Source organism: Serratia sp. CY52157, assembly GCF_052168495.1.
GTDB lineage: Bacteria > Pseudomonadota > Gammaproteobacteria > Enterobacterales > Enterobacteriaceae > Serratia > Serratia ureilytica.
The window spans coordinates 1,935,370-1,952,393 of the sequence record NZ_JBJNMO010000001.1 but is presented as its reverse complement, the minus strand read 5'-3'; the positions used below and the strand labels follow the sequence as shown (position 1 = coordinate 1,952,393).

The following is a 17,024-nucleotide window of genomic DNA, read 5'->3' as shown; positions in this document are numbered from 1 at the left end:
TGGCGCCAAAGATGCTGATTTGGCGGCTTTTTCAACGCTTGATTCAGTAATTCAATTTAGCCGTTGACAGCTTTGAGCGGGTTTCATATTATGCGCCCCGTTCACAGCACAAAGTGATTGTGGAACGGGGCTATAGCTCAGCTGGGAGAGCGCTTGCATGGCATGCAAGAGGTCGACGGTTCGATCCCGTCTAGCTCCACCAACCTTCTTCTCAGAGAGGTTGGGGAATACCATAACGCCGGTCAACGCGTACCACTTTTGTGGGGCTATAGCTCAGCTGGGAGAGCGCTTGCATGGCATGCAAGAGGTCGACGGTTCGATCCCGTCTAGCTCCACCACCATTTGAAAAGCCGACCTTAGGGTCGGCTTTTTGCTTTATATCCTTTTAGCTGCCTTTGTCCGCTACTTTTACGCAAAATTTTTCCTTGATACCCTCGCTAGACGTTGCCACTATTCCGTCCGCTTTTGTCTTGGCACGTCATAACAATACTAAAATCAGCGATATGAGACGGTGAAATGCGCGATGCCATTGACTTCTCCCGGCGTGATTTTCTCTTCAGTTTGGTAATATTGCACACTGAGTGGGATTTCATTCATCCCTATTAATGTTTCGTTTAATACGTTGGTTGCGGAACCCAGTTCAAAGGGAACGCCGTTGTGCAGAATCTGTAGGCCCACGCCGGTGGCGGACTCTGTGGAGGGCGTAATCGCCAAGACTTGATGATGGCCATTAACCGTTTCCCCGCGTATTTCCAAATCAACTTTTGTGTTGGCATTGCACTCTAGAGCGATGTTAAAGGGAGTATTCCCGGCCACGCTGCCGGGACCGGAAAATACCCGCCGATTAACCTTGTCTAAAATAACCTGTTTCGACGGCGTGTTCAGGCGACAGCCCTCGACGGCAATATTGACGGCAGGATAATAAACGTGACCCAATCTCCTGGCATTTGAGGCTCTTAAGCAGGCATAGTTGAAAAAGAAAGGCGCGAACGAGGGCATGGTGCCAGGCTGTATATCGCCTGTCTTGATCAGATAATGTTTAAAGTTAGCGCCCAGGATATAGCCGACAGGCGTCTCACGGGGGCCATAGAACTCGATGAGGCCCGGTTTGTCATTAAGCGACATGGCAATGCCGACGCCCTTCCAACTCGTTTGATAGACAGTGATGCCATTGTACTTTAAGTCTGTCGCAGTCAGGTCGGAGAAGGGCTGCATAACCAAGTCGCCACGCTCACCCAAGGAGAAGCCCGTGTTATTTTCCAGTAATTTTACTGAAAAGTAAGATTCTCCCTGGCCGATAAGATCGCCTATTTGGGCGCCAGCCGGGACGGTAATGCCGGATTGCTCGATGCGTAGTGGATTGTGCCATATTGCACGGCAATCACCGTCTCCCTTGGCTGAAAAAGAAAATAACAAGACCAGAATGCTTACGGTTTTGGCGATCTGTGCGGCTGTGATTAGCCTTGATGTCATCATGCTGATGTCCTTTGGCGATGTTCTCTCGCAGATGATTTATCAGTCTGCTTGTTACTGGCTACCATGTTCTAAAATTTAATATGGCAAGCGATAGTGGTTTATCGTGTTTGTCTTATTCACACTGCAAGTTAATACGCTTAATTCTTGAGGCAGGGGTGTTAGGGGCAATATTGTAATTACCCTGGCAACCTCTTTCTGCTCCCCAGCTCAACGCTATTGTTCCTGAGTCGGGCATGCCGCTCATATAAACCGTGTTGTTATTGCCGACGATGCCCGTCTTTCCTCGGTCGGTAAGCAATGTCGCAACGGCGCCGAAAGGAATCGTTGTACTCTGGTGGGCAACGTTAAAAATAATGCGATTGCCGATTTGAGAGGCAAAGTTGGCAACAACAATCGCACCTTTCGTCGGGATGACCGTTTGGCTATTTTTTTCTATTTCAACAGAGTCATCAAAGGATTGCGGATTTAAATTAATTCGATTCTTATGATAGCTGCTGATATAGGGCACCACGGCGTAACCTCGCCAATCGGTCGTTACGCCGGTACTGTTGATGACTTCAACATCGCGTGCATTCGGCACCTCAACTAAAGCAATAGTGTCACCCAGCGATTGGGACAATGTAATGCCGTTGCGATGAGCCACGGCGCCGCCTCGCAGACTGTAGTTTATTCGCTGCATATCTTTATCAAAGCTGTATCCGGCGCCAATTTCGCCATATCTGCTGCGATAATAAACAGAGCTGTTGCCAGCGTTGCCGGGGCGATTGCTGCTTTGGGATGCAGAAACGTTATAACTGATCTGATTATTTTCCAGCGCGGTTCCGCTTAACCCCAGTTGTTGATTGAGTTTTCCTTTGCTGCTCTTGCTTGAGGTATAATTTACCCAGCTGTTTGATTGCCATTTGTTCAGCGGGATCTGAACATTGAGCGTGGCGATCTTGTCGGGTCTGTCCGTATAGCGGCTGCTATTGTAGCCGAACCCAATATTGCAGCTAACCCCAAATTGGTTCGTGGAGAATCCCATTAGAACATTTCGTTCAACGGCGTCGCTGTGCCAATAGCTCTGTTGGTAACCATTGATATATAAACTGCCAAAGTCTCGTATGGGCTGATTAATATTGATAACCAACTTGTTTCTTTTTACGCCGCGTGTCAGCCACTTTCTTTTAAGATTGGCATTCATATCATTTAGTTGCGAAAAGCTTAAGTAGCCTGACGTTGAGTATTGATAGCCGGCCAGCGTAAAGTTGGTACCCGTTGTTTCAATATTTTTTGCATACTGGATACGATATTGTTGCCCATTACGATCCTGCCCGGTGACCAACCGGCTTTTGCTATGCGTGACATCTGTAGAGAGGGAGCCCAGCAACCCCAGACTGCTGCCAATGCCGAAAGAGATTCCCTGGTGTTTTTCTGAAATAATGGCACCGCCATAGAGTGTTTTATCATCGTTAAGACCATAAATTACGGATGACTGCAGGAACTTAGCATTTTGGCTATCGTCCCGCGCAGAGCGATATTCTCCGATTGTGAGTTCATTTTTTTTCATGTCCTCCCTGAGCATAATGGGAACGGAGGAAAAAGGCTGAAAGAAACTCCTTTCTGAACCATCCGCTTCTTTTATGATCACCTGTAACCCACCGCTGGAAGTGGTAGGGTAAATATCAGTTATCTCAAAACTCCCCGCAGGCACATATGTTTGATAAATCATATAGCCATTTTGTTTTATAGTGATCTCTGCATTGCTTTGCGCTATGCCTCTCACCGTCGGGGCAAACCCTCTCTGGCTATCGGGCAACATGCTCGGATCGCTTGCCAGTTTCACTCCGCGAAATTGAAAACTGTCAAAAACGTCGCCGGATGTTGAACTATCGCCAATGGTCAGCGTGTTTTTACTGTCCCTAAAGCTGCGTTCGGCATAGGTGTTAATACTTTTCCACTTGGCGTTGTTTTGGCTTGAGTAGGTGGCATAGTTTCTAAAGCGCCAGGCATCATAGTTGAAACCGCTGCGCAAATTTAAGTATTGATTATCTTTATTTTTCGTTTTCCGCGTCTCGGTACCACTAAAACTGTAATCTAACAAAAAGGCGCGGATGCCATCATCCCAAAGCGCGGGGTTAACCCAGTCCCTGGGATGATTTTCAATGTATGCCTGTGGGATATTTAAATCCAATCTTTGTTTGTTAAAATCAAATTTCGCCTGGCTGCCAGGAATAATTTCACTGATGGGGGATGCCGCCAATTCACTGTCATTGACTGTTTTTATTTTATCCATGCGAACCCCCCAAGAATCGAGATCGCTGCGATGGATGCGGGGTTGCAAAATGCCCTCTGCATGATAGAAAGACACTTTTTGATTGGCAAAAAACACGTTGTTCACATAGATATCTACCCAGTAATCGCCCGGCAGTTGATGACTCGAGTTATTAAATTTGGATAAGTCAACAATAGTCTGATGATTCCTGTTTAATGCCGAGGGGTCAAAATAATCTTCAGCGAGAGCCGCAGGTGAAGAAAGAACACAAAATAACCACACCGATGTTTTATGAGTGGTATTATTTCTTATCATCTTTTTTGCCTCCTCTTGCAAACTTACTATAATGGTGCGCTTATCGCCTGAGTTATTCCTCCATAATCATTGATCGCTTGCCATCGTATTTCTTTAGCATGAATTTCTTTTGGCAATAACCACTTCTTGGTGCTCTGCGGCGCAATCATGTCGGCCTCTTTCACTTCTTTACCATCGATGCTTACAGAGTAAAAAGAGACGTGGAATGGCGTTGGGTTTTTTGCCTCTAAGGTTTTTCCTTTCAGTGAAAAACGAATTTTTTTGTAGGCGTCAATGGCTTCATCTTTTGATAGATGTTTAGGCCTGTAAAATATTTTTATTCTGTTTTGAACGGTAATGAGTAACTTGTTCTCTTTTGATTTTTGGGTTGATGGTATCGATCTTACACTTAACCAATATATTGATTCTTTATGCTGCGGCAGGTTATCTCCGGAATAAATAATTCTAAGGATGTTCTCTTGCTCTGCCTCCAACCTAAATAAGGGGGGCGTAACAATAAACGGAACCTCTTTTTTATCGTCAGGTGAGAAACTTTCCACCCATGTTTGAATAAGTACGGGGCTATTTTTATCTTGATTGCTGACTGAAATGTTCGCTTCTTTTTTACTTTCTTCGTATACGATACGAGTACCGCCTAGCGTTACGCTTGCCGAAGCGCCGTATGAAAAAAATAATATTGCCAGCAAATAATATTTACTCTGCTTCATAAGCAAGCCGTCCTTGATGGCGCGTGCTATCAGGCCGGCAATATTTGCTGACCTGATAGACTAAGATGATCAGTTATAAGAGATGCTGAATTGTGTCGTGGCATTCGCCGGTCCGACGGTGACGGTGTCTGATGTCGCCATGTATTTCGCGACATAGGTAAAGACATTGCTGATATCTTTTTGCACACTCTGCGCTGTAGAAAATGAAGCCATTGGAATTTGTGTGGTGCCATCGGCCTCATAGATGGCTACGCCAAGACCCGTGGCCACGCCTTTCTCCGCATTGAGTGACAACAAGGTCGAATTGCCTTGTGCGTATGCGCCGTCGAATTTTACCGACGCTTTTGTTACCGATTCAGGGCAGCCGGCTAAGGCAATGCTGAATTTTGTCGGCAGAGCGGTATCGCCAGCGGTCTTGAATGCCTTAGCGCTGATGTTGCCCATTGGAATGGTTTGGTTGGCACTGCCTGCTTCAACTGTGCAGGTTTGGTCGGTGACATTACCGGTAAAGTTTATGGTGCCGTCTGCTGCGGTAGCTGTGGCAATGACGGACATTGCCAAAGGAATGCCGGCAAGCAGTAGGGATCTCTGCATATGCTTATTCATATAAATATCCTTGTATAGTAACTGCGCGTAAATTATAAATTTTCAACCATCACGCTATCATATGTAAATGGGTGATAAACCCCCTCTTTTCAGGTGATTGATGCCATCATTAACATGTTAAGTTCTTATAAAATTCCTGTTTTTGTTTTTTTATTGGATTTTTATTCTGCCACTAGACCTCCTTGCGGGTGTGATTTGTTAATGAAATTCAGTCTACATGAAAAAAAAATCAGCAGTCTTAATGTGCGCCAATATCGATATTTTTAGAGTATAATTCTGCATATATGGTTTTTTATGCTAAGTGATTGCGAATTCATCTCAAATTTCAGCAACGTGAATAGTTTTATATTCTGATTAACCGCGTGATAGTTAATATGCTAATTAATGTTGACTGTTTGTATCTATTGACATTGATGTTGTTTTCTTGAAGAAACTATTGTTAGTGTTTCGTTACTATTGGATGAGGTTATCCATGAAAAAAAATAAAAATATCGCAATTGTGGGTGGCGGCGGGGTAACTGCGGTAATGACGGCCCTGGCTTGCGCCAGAAAAGGAATTTCCGTCGATTTCTTCCTTGATGACAGTGATTATGATGACTTTAAAACCTCCTTTGGAAATCATTGTCTGTGGCGACGCATTCACGAGAATAATCAACGCCTCAGCCGTTTTTCCACGCAGTCACAATGGATGTGGGAAAAGTTTATTCTGTCCTCCAGCGGAGAGTTTGGCAGAAAAGAGAAAATGATTCGTATTATCGAAAGATCAGAAGTCGCTCATCTTGCCCGCCTTTACGAACAGCATGACTTGCCCTATGAGGTGCAGAATTGTGGTGATGATGGGGCCATCAATTTTCCCTCTTTCATTAACTGCAAAAACAAATCTGTTTTTGTGAGTTATGACTCCATTCTGCTAAACACGGCAGAGATTTTTTCCTACTTTCAGGATGAGCTGGCGTTCTTTACCAGTGTCAATGTTTTTAGAAACAAAAACATTGGAGACTTAAACAGCATTGAAAGTGGTGTGATTTTTTTTGATGAAAACAAGCGTATATATGACACTATTATAAAATTCACAAATGGCTATAAGATCAATGAGATAAGTTCAATTTATCAAGTTTGCCCTGCCGTGAATCGGGTATTTAGAGATTATTATCTTTCCCACTCCGTGGGAAATCTTCTCTCGCCGATACTGATAACGGAAAAAGAGTACAATCTATGGGTTGTCCCTTCTGTTGATGGGACTGTCATTAGAGTGGGGGCTGATGTGCATGTCCCGCAATCCGCTGACTTGCTGATGCGAAGTTTAGATATTGATGCTTATTGTGATCGCAGGAAGTTGGACATTATATCCGAATCATTGTTTACCATTATCTCTTCCTTTTCCTATGCGGAAGGAACCTTGGCGGTCGTACCCTGTTGGACGGCGAGTGAGGATAATAAAAAAATCGTGGTTGTTGAAAGTGTAGATTCTTATTACAACGCGTCGCCAATTATTTCTGAGGAAATTACAACGCTGTTAGCGAATTCCTTCAACTAACGTTATTTCATAAAATCAACTCAGAATAAAGACACGCCTTGTCCATAGCCGAAAGGATGTGCTCATCGCCATTGCAATGATATTGCGTTTATCTCATTGCGATATGGGAACGCGCAGGCTCTAAATTAACGGGAGAAGCGATTCTTTCAACGTGTTGCCTTTGTATATAAACCGGCATAAGCGGCGTTATGGCTTGGCGCTAACCGATTTTGAGATTGACTTCCGCTTTGCGGATAGGACGAGTTACTAAGGGCTGAAGAATAATAAAAAAGGCGCCTGCAGGCGCCTTATCATTGCTGTAAATTTCAGGCTTAGCCCAACACCAGACCCGCGATGGAAGCGGACAGGATGCTGACCAAGGTAGAGCCGTAGACCAGCTTCAGACCGAAGCGGGACACTACGTTGCCCTGGTGTTCGTTCAGGCCCTTGATCGCACCGGCCACGATGCCGATGGAAGAGAAGTTGGCGAAGGACACCAGGAACACCGACAGGATCCCCAGGCTGCGCGGCGACAGCTCGGCAGAGACTTTCTGCAGTTCCATCATTGCCACGAATTCGTTGGAAACCAGCTTGGTGGCCATGATGCTGCCGACCTGCAGGGCTTCGTGCTTAGGAATACCCATGATCCAGGCGAACGGATAGAAGAAGTAGCCGAGGATTTCCTGGAAGCTCAGGCCGAAGATGGCGCTGAACACGCCGTTAAGCGCGGCGATCAGGGCGATGAAACCAATCAGCATCGCGGCGACGATAATCGCTACTTTGAAGCCGGCCAGGATGTATTCGCCCAGCATTTCAAAGAAGCTCTGGCCTTCGTGCAGGTTGCCGAGGTGCAGCTCTTCTTCTTTATTGGTGTCGTACGGGTTGACCAACGACAGCACGATAAAGGTGCTGAACATGTTCAGTACCAGCGCCGCCACCACGAACTTGGCGTCCAGCATGGTCATGTAGGCGCCGACGATGGACATGGACACCGTAGACATCGCGGTCGCCGCCATGGTGTACATGCGCTTTTCCGACATCTTGCCCAGGATATCCTTGTAGGCGATGAAGTTTTCGGATTGGCCCAGGATCAGCGAGCTGACGGCGTTGAACGACTCCAGCTTGCCCATGCCGTTCACTTTCGACAGCACGGTACCGATAATGCGGATGATGAAAGGCAGCACTTTGATGTACTGCAGAATACCGATCAGCGCCGAAATGAAGACGATCGGGCACAGCACCTTCAGGAAGAAGAACGCCAGGCCTTTGTCGCCCATGCCGCCGAACACGAAATCAGTCCCTTGTCCCGCAAACCCGAGCAGTTTGTCAAACAGCGCGGCGAATCCTTTTACGAAGCCCAAACCCGCTTCCGAATGCAGGAAAAAGTAGGCCAGCAGTACTTCGATAACCAATAATTGAATAACATAGCGAATGCGGATGCTTTTGCGATCGCGGCACACCAACAGGGCCAGGATCGCCACCACCACTATCGCCAACGCAAAGTGCGCAATATGGGACATGTTTGCTCCAAATTTGAGGCAGGCTGAATTTCGGCTGTCATTTTATGTAACGCTACGTTTAAAAACGAGACTTCTATTGCAAATATGGAAAATCATAGTGGGAGTTCTCCTAAAGTGTTGCGCAAAAGCATAAAAAATCAAGATGTTAACTCAGACATAGGAAATTCGTATTCTTGTGCTAACCTGTCTTTCAGGGGTATTGCAGCCAAAATCCCAACCCAAAAGCACGGAAATCGGCAAGTACGGTGTCGAACCCTTCGATAAAACCGTTAATGTTGGCTATTGCAGAGATAAGTTTTACCACTCTAAATGCGCTTGATAATTATTATCATTTATATAGAGTGGAGATAAACGTAATTTCAGTAAGGGTTCAACATATGCTGAACAGTCGCGTGGTTGAAACCACCTCCGGTCGCTCCGCCAGAAAAATCAAACTCTCGCTGATGGGGCCCGCCTTCATCGCCGCTATCGGCTACATCGACCCCGGCAACTTCGCCACCAATATCCAGGCCGGCGCCTCGTTCGGCTATAGCCTGTTGTGGGTCGTGGTCTGGGCCAACGTGATGGCGATGCTGATCCAGCTGTTGTCCGCCAAGCTGGGGATCGCCACCGGAAAAAACCTGGCTGAGCATATTCGCGATCGCTTTCCGCGGCCGGCGGTGTGGGCCTATTGGGTGCAGGCGGAGATTATCGCCATGGCGACCGATCTGGCCGAATTCATCGGCGCGGCAATCGGCTTCAAGCTGCTGCTCGGCGTCTCCTTGTTGCAGGGCGCGGTGCTGACCGGCATCGCCACCTTTTTAATTCTGATGCTGCAAAAGCGTGGACAAAAGCCGCTGGAATGGGTGATCGGCGGCCTGCTGCTGTTCGTCGCCGCCGCTTACATCGTCGAGCTGGCGTTTTCCCAGCCGCAGCTTGCGCCGCTGCTGAAAGGCATGGCGTTGCCCGATTTGCCCAACGGCGACGCGGTATTCCTGGCCGCCGGGGTATTGGGTGCCACCATCATGCCGCACGTGATCTATCTGCATTCGTCGCTCACCCAAGTTGGCGGTGAGCACGATAAGGCGGAGCGCTATGCCGCCACCAAAGTCGACGTCGCCGTCGCCATGACCATCGCCGGTTTCGTTAACCTGGCGATGATGGCCACTGCCGCCGCCGCGTTTCATTTCAGCGGCCACAGCGGCATCGCCGATCTTGACGTGGCCTATCTGACGCTGCAACCGCTGCTCGGGCAAGCCGCCGCCACCGTGTTTGGCCTGAGCCTGGTGGCCGCCGGTCTTTCTTCCACCGTGGTGGGCACGCTGGCGGGGCAGGTGGTGATGCAAGGGTTTGTGCATTTCCATATCCCGCTGTGGCTGCGCCGCGCGGTGACCATGCTGCCGTCGTTTATCGTCATCATGCTGGGAGTGGACGCCACGCGCATTCTGGTGCTGAGCCAGGTGCTGCTCAGCTTCGGCATTGCGCTGGCGCTGGTGCCGCTGCTGGCTTTCACCGGCAATCGGGCGCTGATGGGGGAGATGGTTAACGGCCCCGTGGTGCAAAACCTGGGCAAGCTGATCGTGTTGGTGGTGGTGGGGTTGAATGGCTACTTGCTGATCGGCAGTGTGCTGTAGGCGAAAACAGTGCGGGCCGGCGTTGCGCCGGCCCGTTGTTGTTAATCGCGGTCGTCATCGCCGTGGCGGCGCCAGCGATCGCGGTCATGATCGTGGTGGTGTTTTTTCTCTTTCTTCCAGTAATGCTTGTCGCAATGACGGTCGCATTTGTAATAGCGCCCGTCGCGCGAGTAGTAATATTTGCGCCAGTAGTCGCGGTCGCGCCAGCGATAGCCATCCCAGTAATAGCCGCGCGGGCTGCGATCGCCGAGATAGCGTCCCTGATGGCCTTGCCACCAGTCGCGATCGCGCCAGTCGTAACCGTCCCAGTAACGGCCGCGATTGTCCTGATCGCCGATGCGCAATGAAACGCCCGGCATCAGATCGATGCTGATCCCTTCGGCGTGCGCCTGCTGTGCGGCGGGCAGTACCGTCGCCGCCAAGATGGCGGCCAAGAGCAGAGGTTTAAACATGACTTCTCCTTTCCGCTTGCGCGGCCTGGCCGTTGATCACTTTATGAAGCGCGTTCATCAGTTTAAAAAACGGCCTTATCGTTATTTTTACTGCAATATCGGCATCATAGCGCCGGCGCATGGGGTTGAATCTGAGAGCCACTCTGAAAAGGGCGCCGGAGGTCGAGATTTGAGATTTTTCTGGGGCATCGCCGCTCAACTGAGCGGCGGAATTTGTAAGCGATTACAATAAAATGTTCTCGATCTGCGCAAGCTCTTCTTCAGTGAAGTGACGATTGGCCAGCATGCCCACCGCGTCTTCTATCTGCGCAGTCTTGCTGGCGCCGATCAGCACCGAGGTGACGCGATCGCCGCGCAGCACCCAGGCCAGCGCCATCTGCGACAGCTTCTGCCCGCGTTGCCGCGCCAGCGCATCGAGGCGGCGCACCTTGTCCAGTCGGTCGGCGGTCAGCTGTTCCGGCTGCAGGAAACGGCTGCCGCTGGCGGCGCGGGAATCTTGCGGGACGCCGTGCAGATAACGATCGGTCAGCAGGCCGCCCGCCAGCGGGGAGAAGGCGATCGCGCCGACGCCATGATCCGCCAGCGTATCCAGCAATTCCGCCTCCGGCCCGCGTTCAAACATCGAATACTTGGGCTGGTGGATCACGCACGGCGTACCGAGCCGCTGCAGGATGTCGAACGCCTGGCGCGCGCGCTCGGCCGGGTAGTTGGACAAACCGACATACAGCGTTTTGCCCTGGCGCACCAACAAATCCAGCGCCGCCATGGTTTCTTCCAGCGGCGTGTCCGGGTCCGGCCGATGGTGATAAAAGATATCTACATACTCCAATCCCATGCGCCTGAGGCTCTGATCGAGGCTGGCGACCAGGTACTTTTTCGAGCCCCAATCGCCGTAGGGGCCGGGCCACATGGTGTAACCGGCTTTGGATGAGACGATCAGCTCGTCGCGCCAGGCCCGCAGATCGGCGTTGAGAATGCGGCCAAAGTTTTCCTCGGCGGCGCCGGGCGGCGGGCCGTAGTTGTTGGCCAGATCGAAGTGGGTTATGCCGCGATCGAAGGCGCAGCGGATCAGGTCGCGGGCGTTGTCGTACAGCGTGGCGTCGCCAAAGTTGTGCCATAGCCCGAGCGAGACGGCGGGCAGCTTCAATCCGCTGCGGCCGCAGCGCCGGTATTCCATATCTTGATAACGCGAGGGGGAGGCTGAGTAGGACATTGTGATCCTTTGTCGGCGAAGAAGTGGCGTGTTTTGAGTGTATGCGTTTTCACAGCGTGCCGCCGAGGGGGCGATCACAAGGCCGGCATGTAACGCCAGGTTGCCGCTCGACACGGAAAGCGCTGTTCGAAAATTAACCGGTATCTTCGATACTTAAAGATAATCGCTTCAGCTGCAGACAGGTGATGATCATGACTCAGATCTACACGGTGGCCGATTATCTGCTCGATCGTCTGGCCCAGATTGGCATCCGCCACGTCTTCGGCGTGCCGGGGGATTACAACCTGCAATTCCTCGATCACGTCATCGCTCATCCGCAAATCACCTGGGTAGGCTGCGCCAACGAACTGAACGCCGCCTACGCCGCCGACGGCTATGCGCGTTGCAAACCGGCCGCGGCGCTGCTCACCACCTTCGGCGTCGGGGAGCTGAGCGCGCTGAACGGCGTGGCCGGCAGTTATGCCGAATACCTGCCGGTGATCCACGTGGTGGGCACACCGGCGCAGCGTGCCCAGCGCGCCGGCGATTTGCTGCACCATTCGCTGGGCGATGGCGACTTCACTCACTTTGCGCGGATAGCCAAAGAAGTCAGCGTCGCACAGGCCAACCTGACCGCCGACAACGCCGCCAGGGAGATCGACCGCCTGATCGACGCCGCCTTGCTGGAGCATCGTCCGGTTTATCTGATGCTGCCCAGCGACGTAGCGGAAGCGCCGCTGCCGGCCAAACCGGCGCCGCTGATGCTGCGCCAGGCCAGGCTGTCGCGGAGCGCATTGCAGTCGTTTATCGCCGCAGCGCGTGAAAAGCTGCAATCGGCGCGGCAAGTGTCATTGCTGGCGGACTTTCTGGCGGACCGCTTTGGTGTTGAAACGGCGCTGGATAACTGGATGCAGGAGGTGGCTATCCCGCACGCCACGCTGCTGCTCGGCAAGGGCGTGCTGGATGAGAACCGCGACGGTTTTGTCGGCACCTACAGCGGCGGCGCCAGCGCTGCGGCGACCAAAGCGCTGATTGAAAATGCCGATGTCGTGATCACCGTTGGCGTGCGTCTCACCGACACCATTACCGGAGGATTCACGCATCATCTGTCGGCGGAAAAATGCATCGATATCCAACCGTTCGAATCCTGGGTCGGTCGTCAACGGTTCAGCCGCATCCCGATGTGCGCCGCCGTGCAGGCGCTGCACCGCCTGACTCTGTCGCTGGCGTCGCGCTGGCCGTTGCCGACGATCGGCCGTCCGGCGCTGCCGGAAGGCGATGGGGAAGGGTTGGATCAGCACGCCTTCTGGCGGCAGATACAGGATTTCCTGCGGCCGGGGGATATCGTGCTGGCCGAGCAGGGCACGGCCTGTTTCGGCGCCGCGACCTTGACGCTGCCGCGCGGCAGCCGGATGATCGTGCAGTCGCTCTGGGGCTCGATCGGCTATACCTTACCGGCGACCTTCGGGGTGCAAACCGCCGAACCACAGCGCCGGGTGGTGCTGTTGATCGGCGACGGCGCCGCGCAATTGACCGTGCAGGAGCTGGGATCGATGCTGCGCGACGGGCTTAAACCGGTGATCTTCGTGCTGAATAATCAGGGCTACACGATTGAACGCGCTATCCACGGGCCGGAGCAGAGTTACAACGACATCGCCCGGTGGAACTGGACGCAGCTGCCAACGGCATTGGCCGGTGGGCGGCCGGTGACGGCGTTGCGGGTCAGTCAGCCGGAGGCGCTGCGCCAGGCGCTGAGTGAGGCGGCGCAGGGCGACCGGCTGGCTTTCATCGAAGTGATGCTGCCGAAGATGGATATTCCCGAACTGCTCGATACGATCTCGCGCGTCATTCAGTCGCGCAACGCCGCCGCCTGAGCCGCGTCGTCTTCCAGCAATCGCTCCAGCATCCAGTACCCCGCCGGGCCCGGCGGGGTCAGTTTGGACCATACCGCATCCACCGAAATCAGTTTGGGCCAGCCGCGCGGGCGCAGCTGGGTGAGCCTGCCGTGGCCGTATTGTTGCACCAGCCAGTGCGGCAGCACCGCCCAACCGAATCCCTGTTCCGCCATCTCCAGCAACAGCAGATAGCTGGGCGCCGACCAGACCAGCCCGCCTTGTCTGGCCGCTTCGGCGCCGGTGTAAGTGTTCAGGAGCAGCTGACGGGTGCTGGATAATTGCTCCGGGGTCGGCGCGGCGACCTGCGCCAGCGGATGCCCATGCGCGACGAACAACCCCATTTCGGTCTGCTCAGGCAGGCGGGAGAAGGCGATATCCGGCGGATAGGTTTTTTGCACTTCCACCATGCCCAGCTGTGCGCGGCCGCTTTGCAGCAGATCGATGACGTCGCCTTCCTCGGCGATCATCCATTCCAGCTCAATCTCCGGGTAACGTTGTTCAAACCGCTGCATCAGGCTGTCGTGATGCTTCGGTTGGTAGGTATCGGAAAATACCATGCTCAGGCGCGGTTCGACATTGCCCGCCAGCTGAATGCTCAGCGCGTCGAGTCGCTCGCTGGCGGCGAGGATCTCCTGCACGTGCCCTAGCACCTTGCGGCCGGCGGCGGTGAGCACCGGTTGGCGCGCACTGCGATCGAACAGCGTCAATGCCAGGTCGGCTTCCAGATTGGCGATGGCGGTGCTGACGGTGGATTGGCTTTTGCGCAGCTTGCGCGCGGCGGCGGAAAATGAGCCGAGGGCGGCGGCTTCAACGAACGCCTGTAACGCTTCCGGTGAATAGTGCATATATCTACTTTATCGATGGAATCTATTTTTAATCTACCCAAAAAAGCGATGATAATCACCTGGCTTTCGCAACAACTGTTGAAAAAAAGGTGATGTATGCAACTGCAAAACAAGTCTCTCATTGAACGTATCGTCCACGCCGTCGGTTTCGAGGCCATCGCCGTGATGGTTTGCGCCCCGCTGGGCGCGTGGCTGCTGAACCGCTCAATGGTGCAGGTCGGTGCGTTGGCGGTGATGCTGTCCACCGTCGCGATGCTGTGGAACATGGTTTACAACACGGTGTTCGACCGCCTGTGGCCGGTCAGCCGGGTGGTGCGTAACCTGAAGGTGCGTGCGCTGCACGCCGTCGGCTTTGAAGCCGGTTTTATTCTGATCGGCGTGCCGATCGCCGCCTGGATGCTGAGCATTTCCTGGGCGCAGGCGTTTATGCTGGAAATCGGTTTCTTCCTGTTCTTCCTGCCGTACACCATGGCCTACAACTGGCTGTACGACACGCTGCGCCAACGCTGGTTCGAAGCGCGCCAGCCGATCAATTCCGGCGCCAAATAAGGCGTCGTCAGCCCGGCGATTCTCAGGTAAGGTCAGAGGATCGTCGGAAAATGCTGAGGAGTGAAGGATGAAAGTGTTGGGTCTGCTGGGCGGCATGAGTTGGGAATCCACCATTCCGTATTACCGCACTATCAACGAGCAGGTAAAGGCGCGCCTCGGCGGGCTGCATTCGGCCAAAATCGTGCTCTACAGCGTCGATTTTCAGGAGGTTGAACGCTTGCAGCACCAGGGCGATTGGGATGGCGCCGGCCGGCTGCTGGCCGCCGCCGCCGTGGCTTTGCGCGCCGCCGGCGCCGAAGCTATCGTGATCTGCACCAACACCATGCACAAGGTGGCGGAGGCGGTCGAGCAGGCCAGCGGCCTGCCGCTGATTCACATCGCCGATGCCACGGCGCTGCAGGTGCGGGAGAAAAACATTCGCCGCGTCGGGCTGCTGGGCACGCGTTTTACCATGGAGCAGACCTTCTACCGCGGCCGCCTGCAGGAATTGCACGGCATCGATGTGGTGACGCCGGTCAGCGCCGATCGTGACATCGTGCACCGCATCATCTATGACGAACTCTGCCTCGGCAAAATTTGCGACGCCTCGCGCGACGAGTATCGCCGGATCATCAGCGATCTGGAACAACAGGGCGCGCAGGGGATTATTTTCGGCTGCACCGAGATAGGGTTGCTGGTGAGCGAGCGGGATGCCTCGGTGCCGGTGTTCGACACCACCGCGATCCACGCTCGCGCCGCCGCGGCGTTCGCGCTGGCCTAATCGTCGTGCGGCGGTTGCCGGCGGTTCACCAGCATCAAGGGTTTGCCCGCCAGCGCCAGCCAGGCGGGCAGCATCACGATGCACAAGATCGGCAACAGGTGCAGATCCGGCACCACCGCCACCGCCATAAACAGACTGAGCCAGCCGTCGCGCGTGACCACCAGCACCAGCCCCATGATGGCGCAGGAGACCGTGATCGCCGCCGGCACCGCCGGAACGTGCTGATGCAGCATCAGCCCCAGCGCCACGCCGACGAACACCGCCGGGAAGATGCGCCCGCCGCGAAAGCCGCAGGCGGCGGCGATCACCAGCGCCGCCAGCTTGGTCAGGGTAACGGCCAACAGCGCCGGCACCGAATAGTTGCCGTCTGCCGCGAGGCGCTTCATTTCATCCAACCCTTTGAACAGGGTAATCTCACCGCCCACCAGCGCCAGCAGGCCCAGCACAAAGCCCCCCAGTCCTAGCATCAACACCGGATTCTTCATCGAATGGAACAGGCGGTGAACGTGCGGGAAGCACCACAGCGCCACCATGCCGAGCGCGATGGCGATCAGCGCCACGATGGCGCCGCTGAAGATGTCCGGCAGCCGGGTTACGTCATAGGCGTCGAGCTGCAGGGCGAAATTGGGCACGAAGAACAGCTGGGTGGTGACCGCGCCGGCGGCGGCGGCCACCAGCGGGGCGAACAGCCGATCCCACAGCGGCGTTTCGTTATTGCCCGCCAGGGTTTGCGAGAAAATCAGCGCGGCGGCGACCGGCGTGCCGAACATCGCGCCGATGGTGCCCGCGGCCGCCAGGATGATCCAGTCCATGCGCGGCACCTTAGGCAGCAGGCGCGCCCCCGCCGCCGCCACCAGCGCGATATTGATGGCGGTGATCGGGTTCTCCGGCCCCAGGCTGACGCCGCCGGCCAGGCCGACGATCAGCGCCAATCCCAGCCCCGGCAGGGCGGAGAGCGGCAGCGGCATGCCGATCAGCGATTCCGTCGCCGGATCCGGCCCGGCATGGCCCGGCATGTAGCGCACGATCAGGCCGACCGCCACGCCGGTCAGCGTCAGCATGCCGAGCGGCCACCAGGGTGCCTGGGCGTCCAGGCTCAGCGCGTCGGGCAGCGTCACCCACAGCCATTGCTGCAGCGTAGCGGCGACTTTCATCATCAACAGCAGCACCAGACTGGAGGCGGAACCGATAATCAGCGCAGGCAAAGCAAAGGCCAACATGGCATTGGCGCGCGGATGCAGCATGGATAATCCCTTGTCGATGCCTCCATGCAGGGCAGGGAGAGCGGGTGGTTGGACAGTGACCACAGCTTGCCAGACTATCG

At 54.0% G+C, this 17,024-nt stretch carries 15 protein-coding genes and 2 tRNA genes; 8 read left to right on the top strand and 9 right to left on the bottom strand.

Features of this window, described 5'->3' with window-relative positions:
• Positions 1-126: 126 nt before the first annotated feature.
• Together ACJ8IP_RS09290 and ACJ8IP_RS09285 are read left to right on the top strand one after the other, a co-directional pair.
• Positions 127-202 (top strand) — tRNA-Ala (locus ACJ8IP_RS09290).
• Between the two features lie 60 nt (positions 203-262).
• Positions 263-338, top strand: a tRNA-Ala gene (locus ACJ8IP_RS09285).
• A gap of 157 nt (positions 339-495) precedes the next feature.
• On the opposite strand, the gene ACJ8IP_RS09280 is transcribed toward ACJ8IP_RS09285, so the two are convergent.
• From ACJ8IP_RS09280 to ACJ8IP_RS09265, 4 genes are all read right to left on the bottom strand, one after another.
• Positions 496-1,476, bottom strand: coding sequence for a fimbrial protein (locus ACJ8IP_RS09280; protein WP_442524374.1), 981 nt, complete (start codon positions 1,474-1,476; stop codon positions 496-498).
• 112 nt (positions 1,477-1,588) lie between these two features.
• The gene (locus tag ACJ8IP_RS09275; protein WP_147838356.1) at positions 1,589-4,045 is read right to left on the bottom strand and encodes a fimbria/pilus outer membrane usher protein; all 2,457 of its coding nucleotides are present in this window, start codon (positions 4,043-4,045) and stop codon (positions 1,589-1,591) included.
• A gap of 26 nt (positions 4,046-4,071) precedes the next feature.
• Positions 4,072-4,752, bottom strand: a complete 681-nt coding sequence (locus ACJ8IP_RS09270) for a fimbrial biogenesis chaperone (RefSeq protein ID WP_072628514.1) — start codon at positions 4,750-4,752, stop codon at positions 4,072-4,074.
• 69 nt (positions 4,753-4,821) lie between these two features.
• Positions 4,822-5,358 (bottom strand): fimbrial protein, encoded by a 537-nt coding sequence (locus tag ACJ8IP_RS09265; RefSeq protein WP_049866699.1) that lies wholly within the window; start codon positions 5,356-5,358, stop codon positions 4,822-4,824.
• A 472-nt stretch (positions 5,359-5,830) separates the two neighbouring features.
• Here ACJ8IP_RS09265 and ACJ8IP_RS09260 point away from each other — a divergent pair, with 472 nt between their 5' ends.
• Positions 5,831-6,895: a hypothetical protein gene (locus ACJ8IP_RS09260; protein WP_046896264.1), complete on the top strand. Its 1,065-nt coding sequence runs from the start codon at positions 5,831-5,833 to the stop codon at positions 6,893-6,895.
• 311 nt (positions 6,896-7,206) lie between these two features.
• Here ACJ8IP_RS09260 and ACJ8IP_RS09255 read toward each other — a convergent pair whose 3' ends face one another.
• Positions 7,207-8,394 (bottom strand): NupC/NupG family nucleoside CNT transporter, encoded by a 1,188-nt coding sequence (locus ACJ8IP_RS09255; RefSeq protein ID WP_004936373.1) that lies wholly within the window; start codon positions 8,392-8,394, stop codon positions 7,207-7,209.
• Between the two features lie 377 nt (positions 8,395-8,771).
• Here ACJ8IP_RS09255 and ACJ8IP_RS09250 point away from each other — a divergent pair, with 377 nt between their 5' ends.
• Positions 8,772-10,007: an Nramp family divalent metal transporter gene (locus tag ACJ8IP_RS09250; protein WP_042785141.1), complete on the top strand. Its 1,236-nt coding sequence runs from the start codon at positions 8,772-8,774 to the stop codon at positions 10,005-10,007.
• A gap of 41 nt (positions 10,008-10,048) precedes the next feature.
• Here ACJ8IP_RS09250 and ACJ8IP_RS09245 read toward each other — a convergent pair whose 3' ends face one another.
• Positions 10,049-10,459 carry a DUF2502 domain-containing protein gene (locus ACJ8IP_RS09245; RefSeq protein ID WP_197752176.1) on the bottom strand — a complete coding sequence of 137 codons (411 nt, stop codon included), beginning with the start codon at positions 10,457-10,459 and terminating at the stop codon, positions 10,049-10,051.
• On the opposite strand from ACJ8IP_RS09245, the gene ACJ8IP_RS09240 reads away from it, so the two are divergent.
• Complete coding sequence (locus tag ACJ8IP_RS09240; RefSeq protein ID WP_127897177.1) at positions 10,458-10,691, top strand: hypothetical protein; 234 nt, start codon at positions 10,458-10,460, stop codon at positions 10,689-10,691. The genes ACJ8IP_RS09245 and ACJ8IP_RS09240 overlap by 2 nt on opposite strands.
• On the opposite strand, the gene mgrA is transcribed toward ACJ8IP_RS09240, so the two are convergent.
• A complete protein-coding gene (gene mgrA / locus ACJ8IP_RS09235; RefSeq protein WP_198793273.1) occupies positions 10,683-11,672 on the bottom strand; it encodes an L-glyceraldehyde 3-phosphate reductase in 990 nt (329 codons plus the stop codon). The two genes, ACJ8IP_RS09240 and mgrA, sit on opposite strands and share 9 nt — an antisense overlap.
• A 191-nt stretch (positions 11,673-11,863) precedes the next feature.
• On the opposite strand from mgrA, the gene ACJ8IP_RS09230 reads away from it, so the two are divergent.
• Positions 11,864-13,525: an alpha-keto acid decarboxylase family protein gene (locus tag ACJ8IP_RS09230; protein ID WP_198793274.1), complete on the top strand. Its 1,662-nt coding sequence runs from the start codon at positions 11,864-11,866 to the stop codon at positions 13,523-13,525.
• Here the strand turns inward: ACJ8IP_RS09230 and ACJ8IP_RS09225 are convergent.
• Positions 13,501-14,391 carry a LysR family transcriptional regulator gene (locus tag ACJ8IP_RS09225; RefSeq protein WP_198793275.1) on the bottom strand — a complete coding sequence of 297 codons (891 nt, stop codon included), beginning with the start codon at positions 14,389-14,391 and terminating at the stop codon, positions 13,501-13,503. The two genes, ACJ8IP_RS09230 and ACJ8IP_RS09225, sit on opposite strands and share 25 nt — an antisense overlap.
• A 96-nt stretch (positions 14,392-14,487) precedes the next feature.
• On the opposite strand from ACJ8IP_RS09225, the gene ACJ8IP_RS09220 reads away from it, so the two are divergent.
• Positions 14,488-14,940, top strand: a complete 453-nt coding sequence (locus tag ACJ8IP_RS09220; RefSeq protein WP_016926809.1) for a multidrug/biocide efflux PACE transporter — start codon at positions 14,488-14,490, stop codon at positions 14,938-14,940.
• 67 nt (positions 14,941-15,007) lie between these two features.
• Positions 15,008-15,700 (top strand): aspartate/glutamate racemase family protein, encoded by a 693-nt coding sequence (locus tag ACJ8IP_RS09215; RefSeq protein WP_087763440.1) that lies wholly within the window; start codon positions 15,008-15,010, stop codon positions 15,698-15,700.
• Here the strand turns inward: ACJ8IP_RS09215 and ACJ8IP_RS09210 are convergent.
• Positions 15,697-16,944, bottom strand: coding sequence for an ion channel protein (locus ACJ8IP_RS09210; protein ID WP_033643940.1), 1,248 nt, complete (start codon positions 16,942-16,944; stop codon positions 15,697-15,699). The two genes, ACJ8IP_RS09215 and ACJ8IP_RS09210, sit on opposite strands and share 4 nt — an antisense overlap.
• Positions 16,945-17,024: the final 80 nt, after the last annotated feature.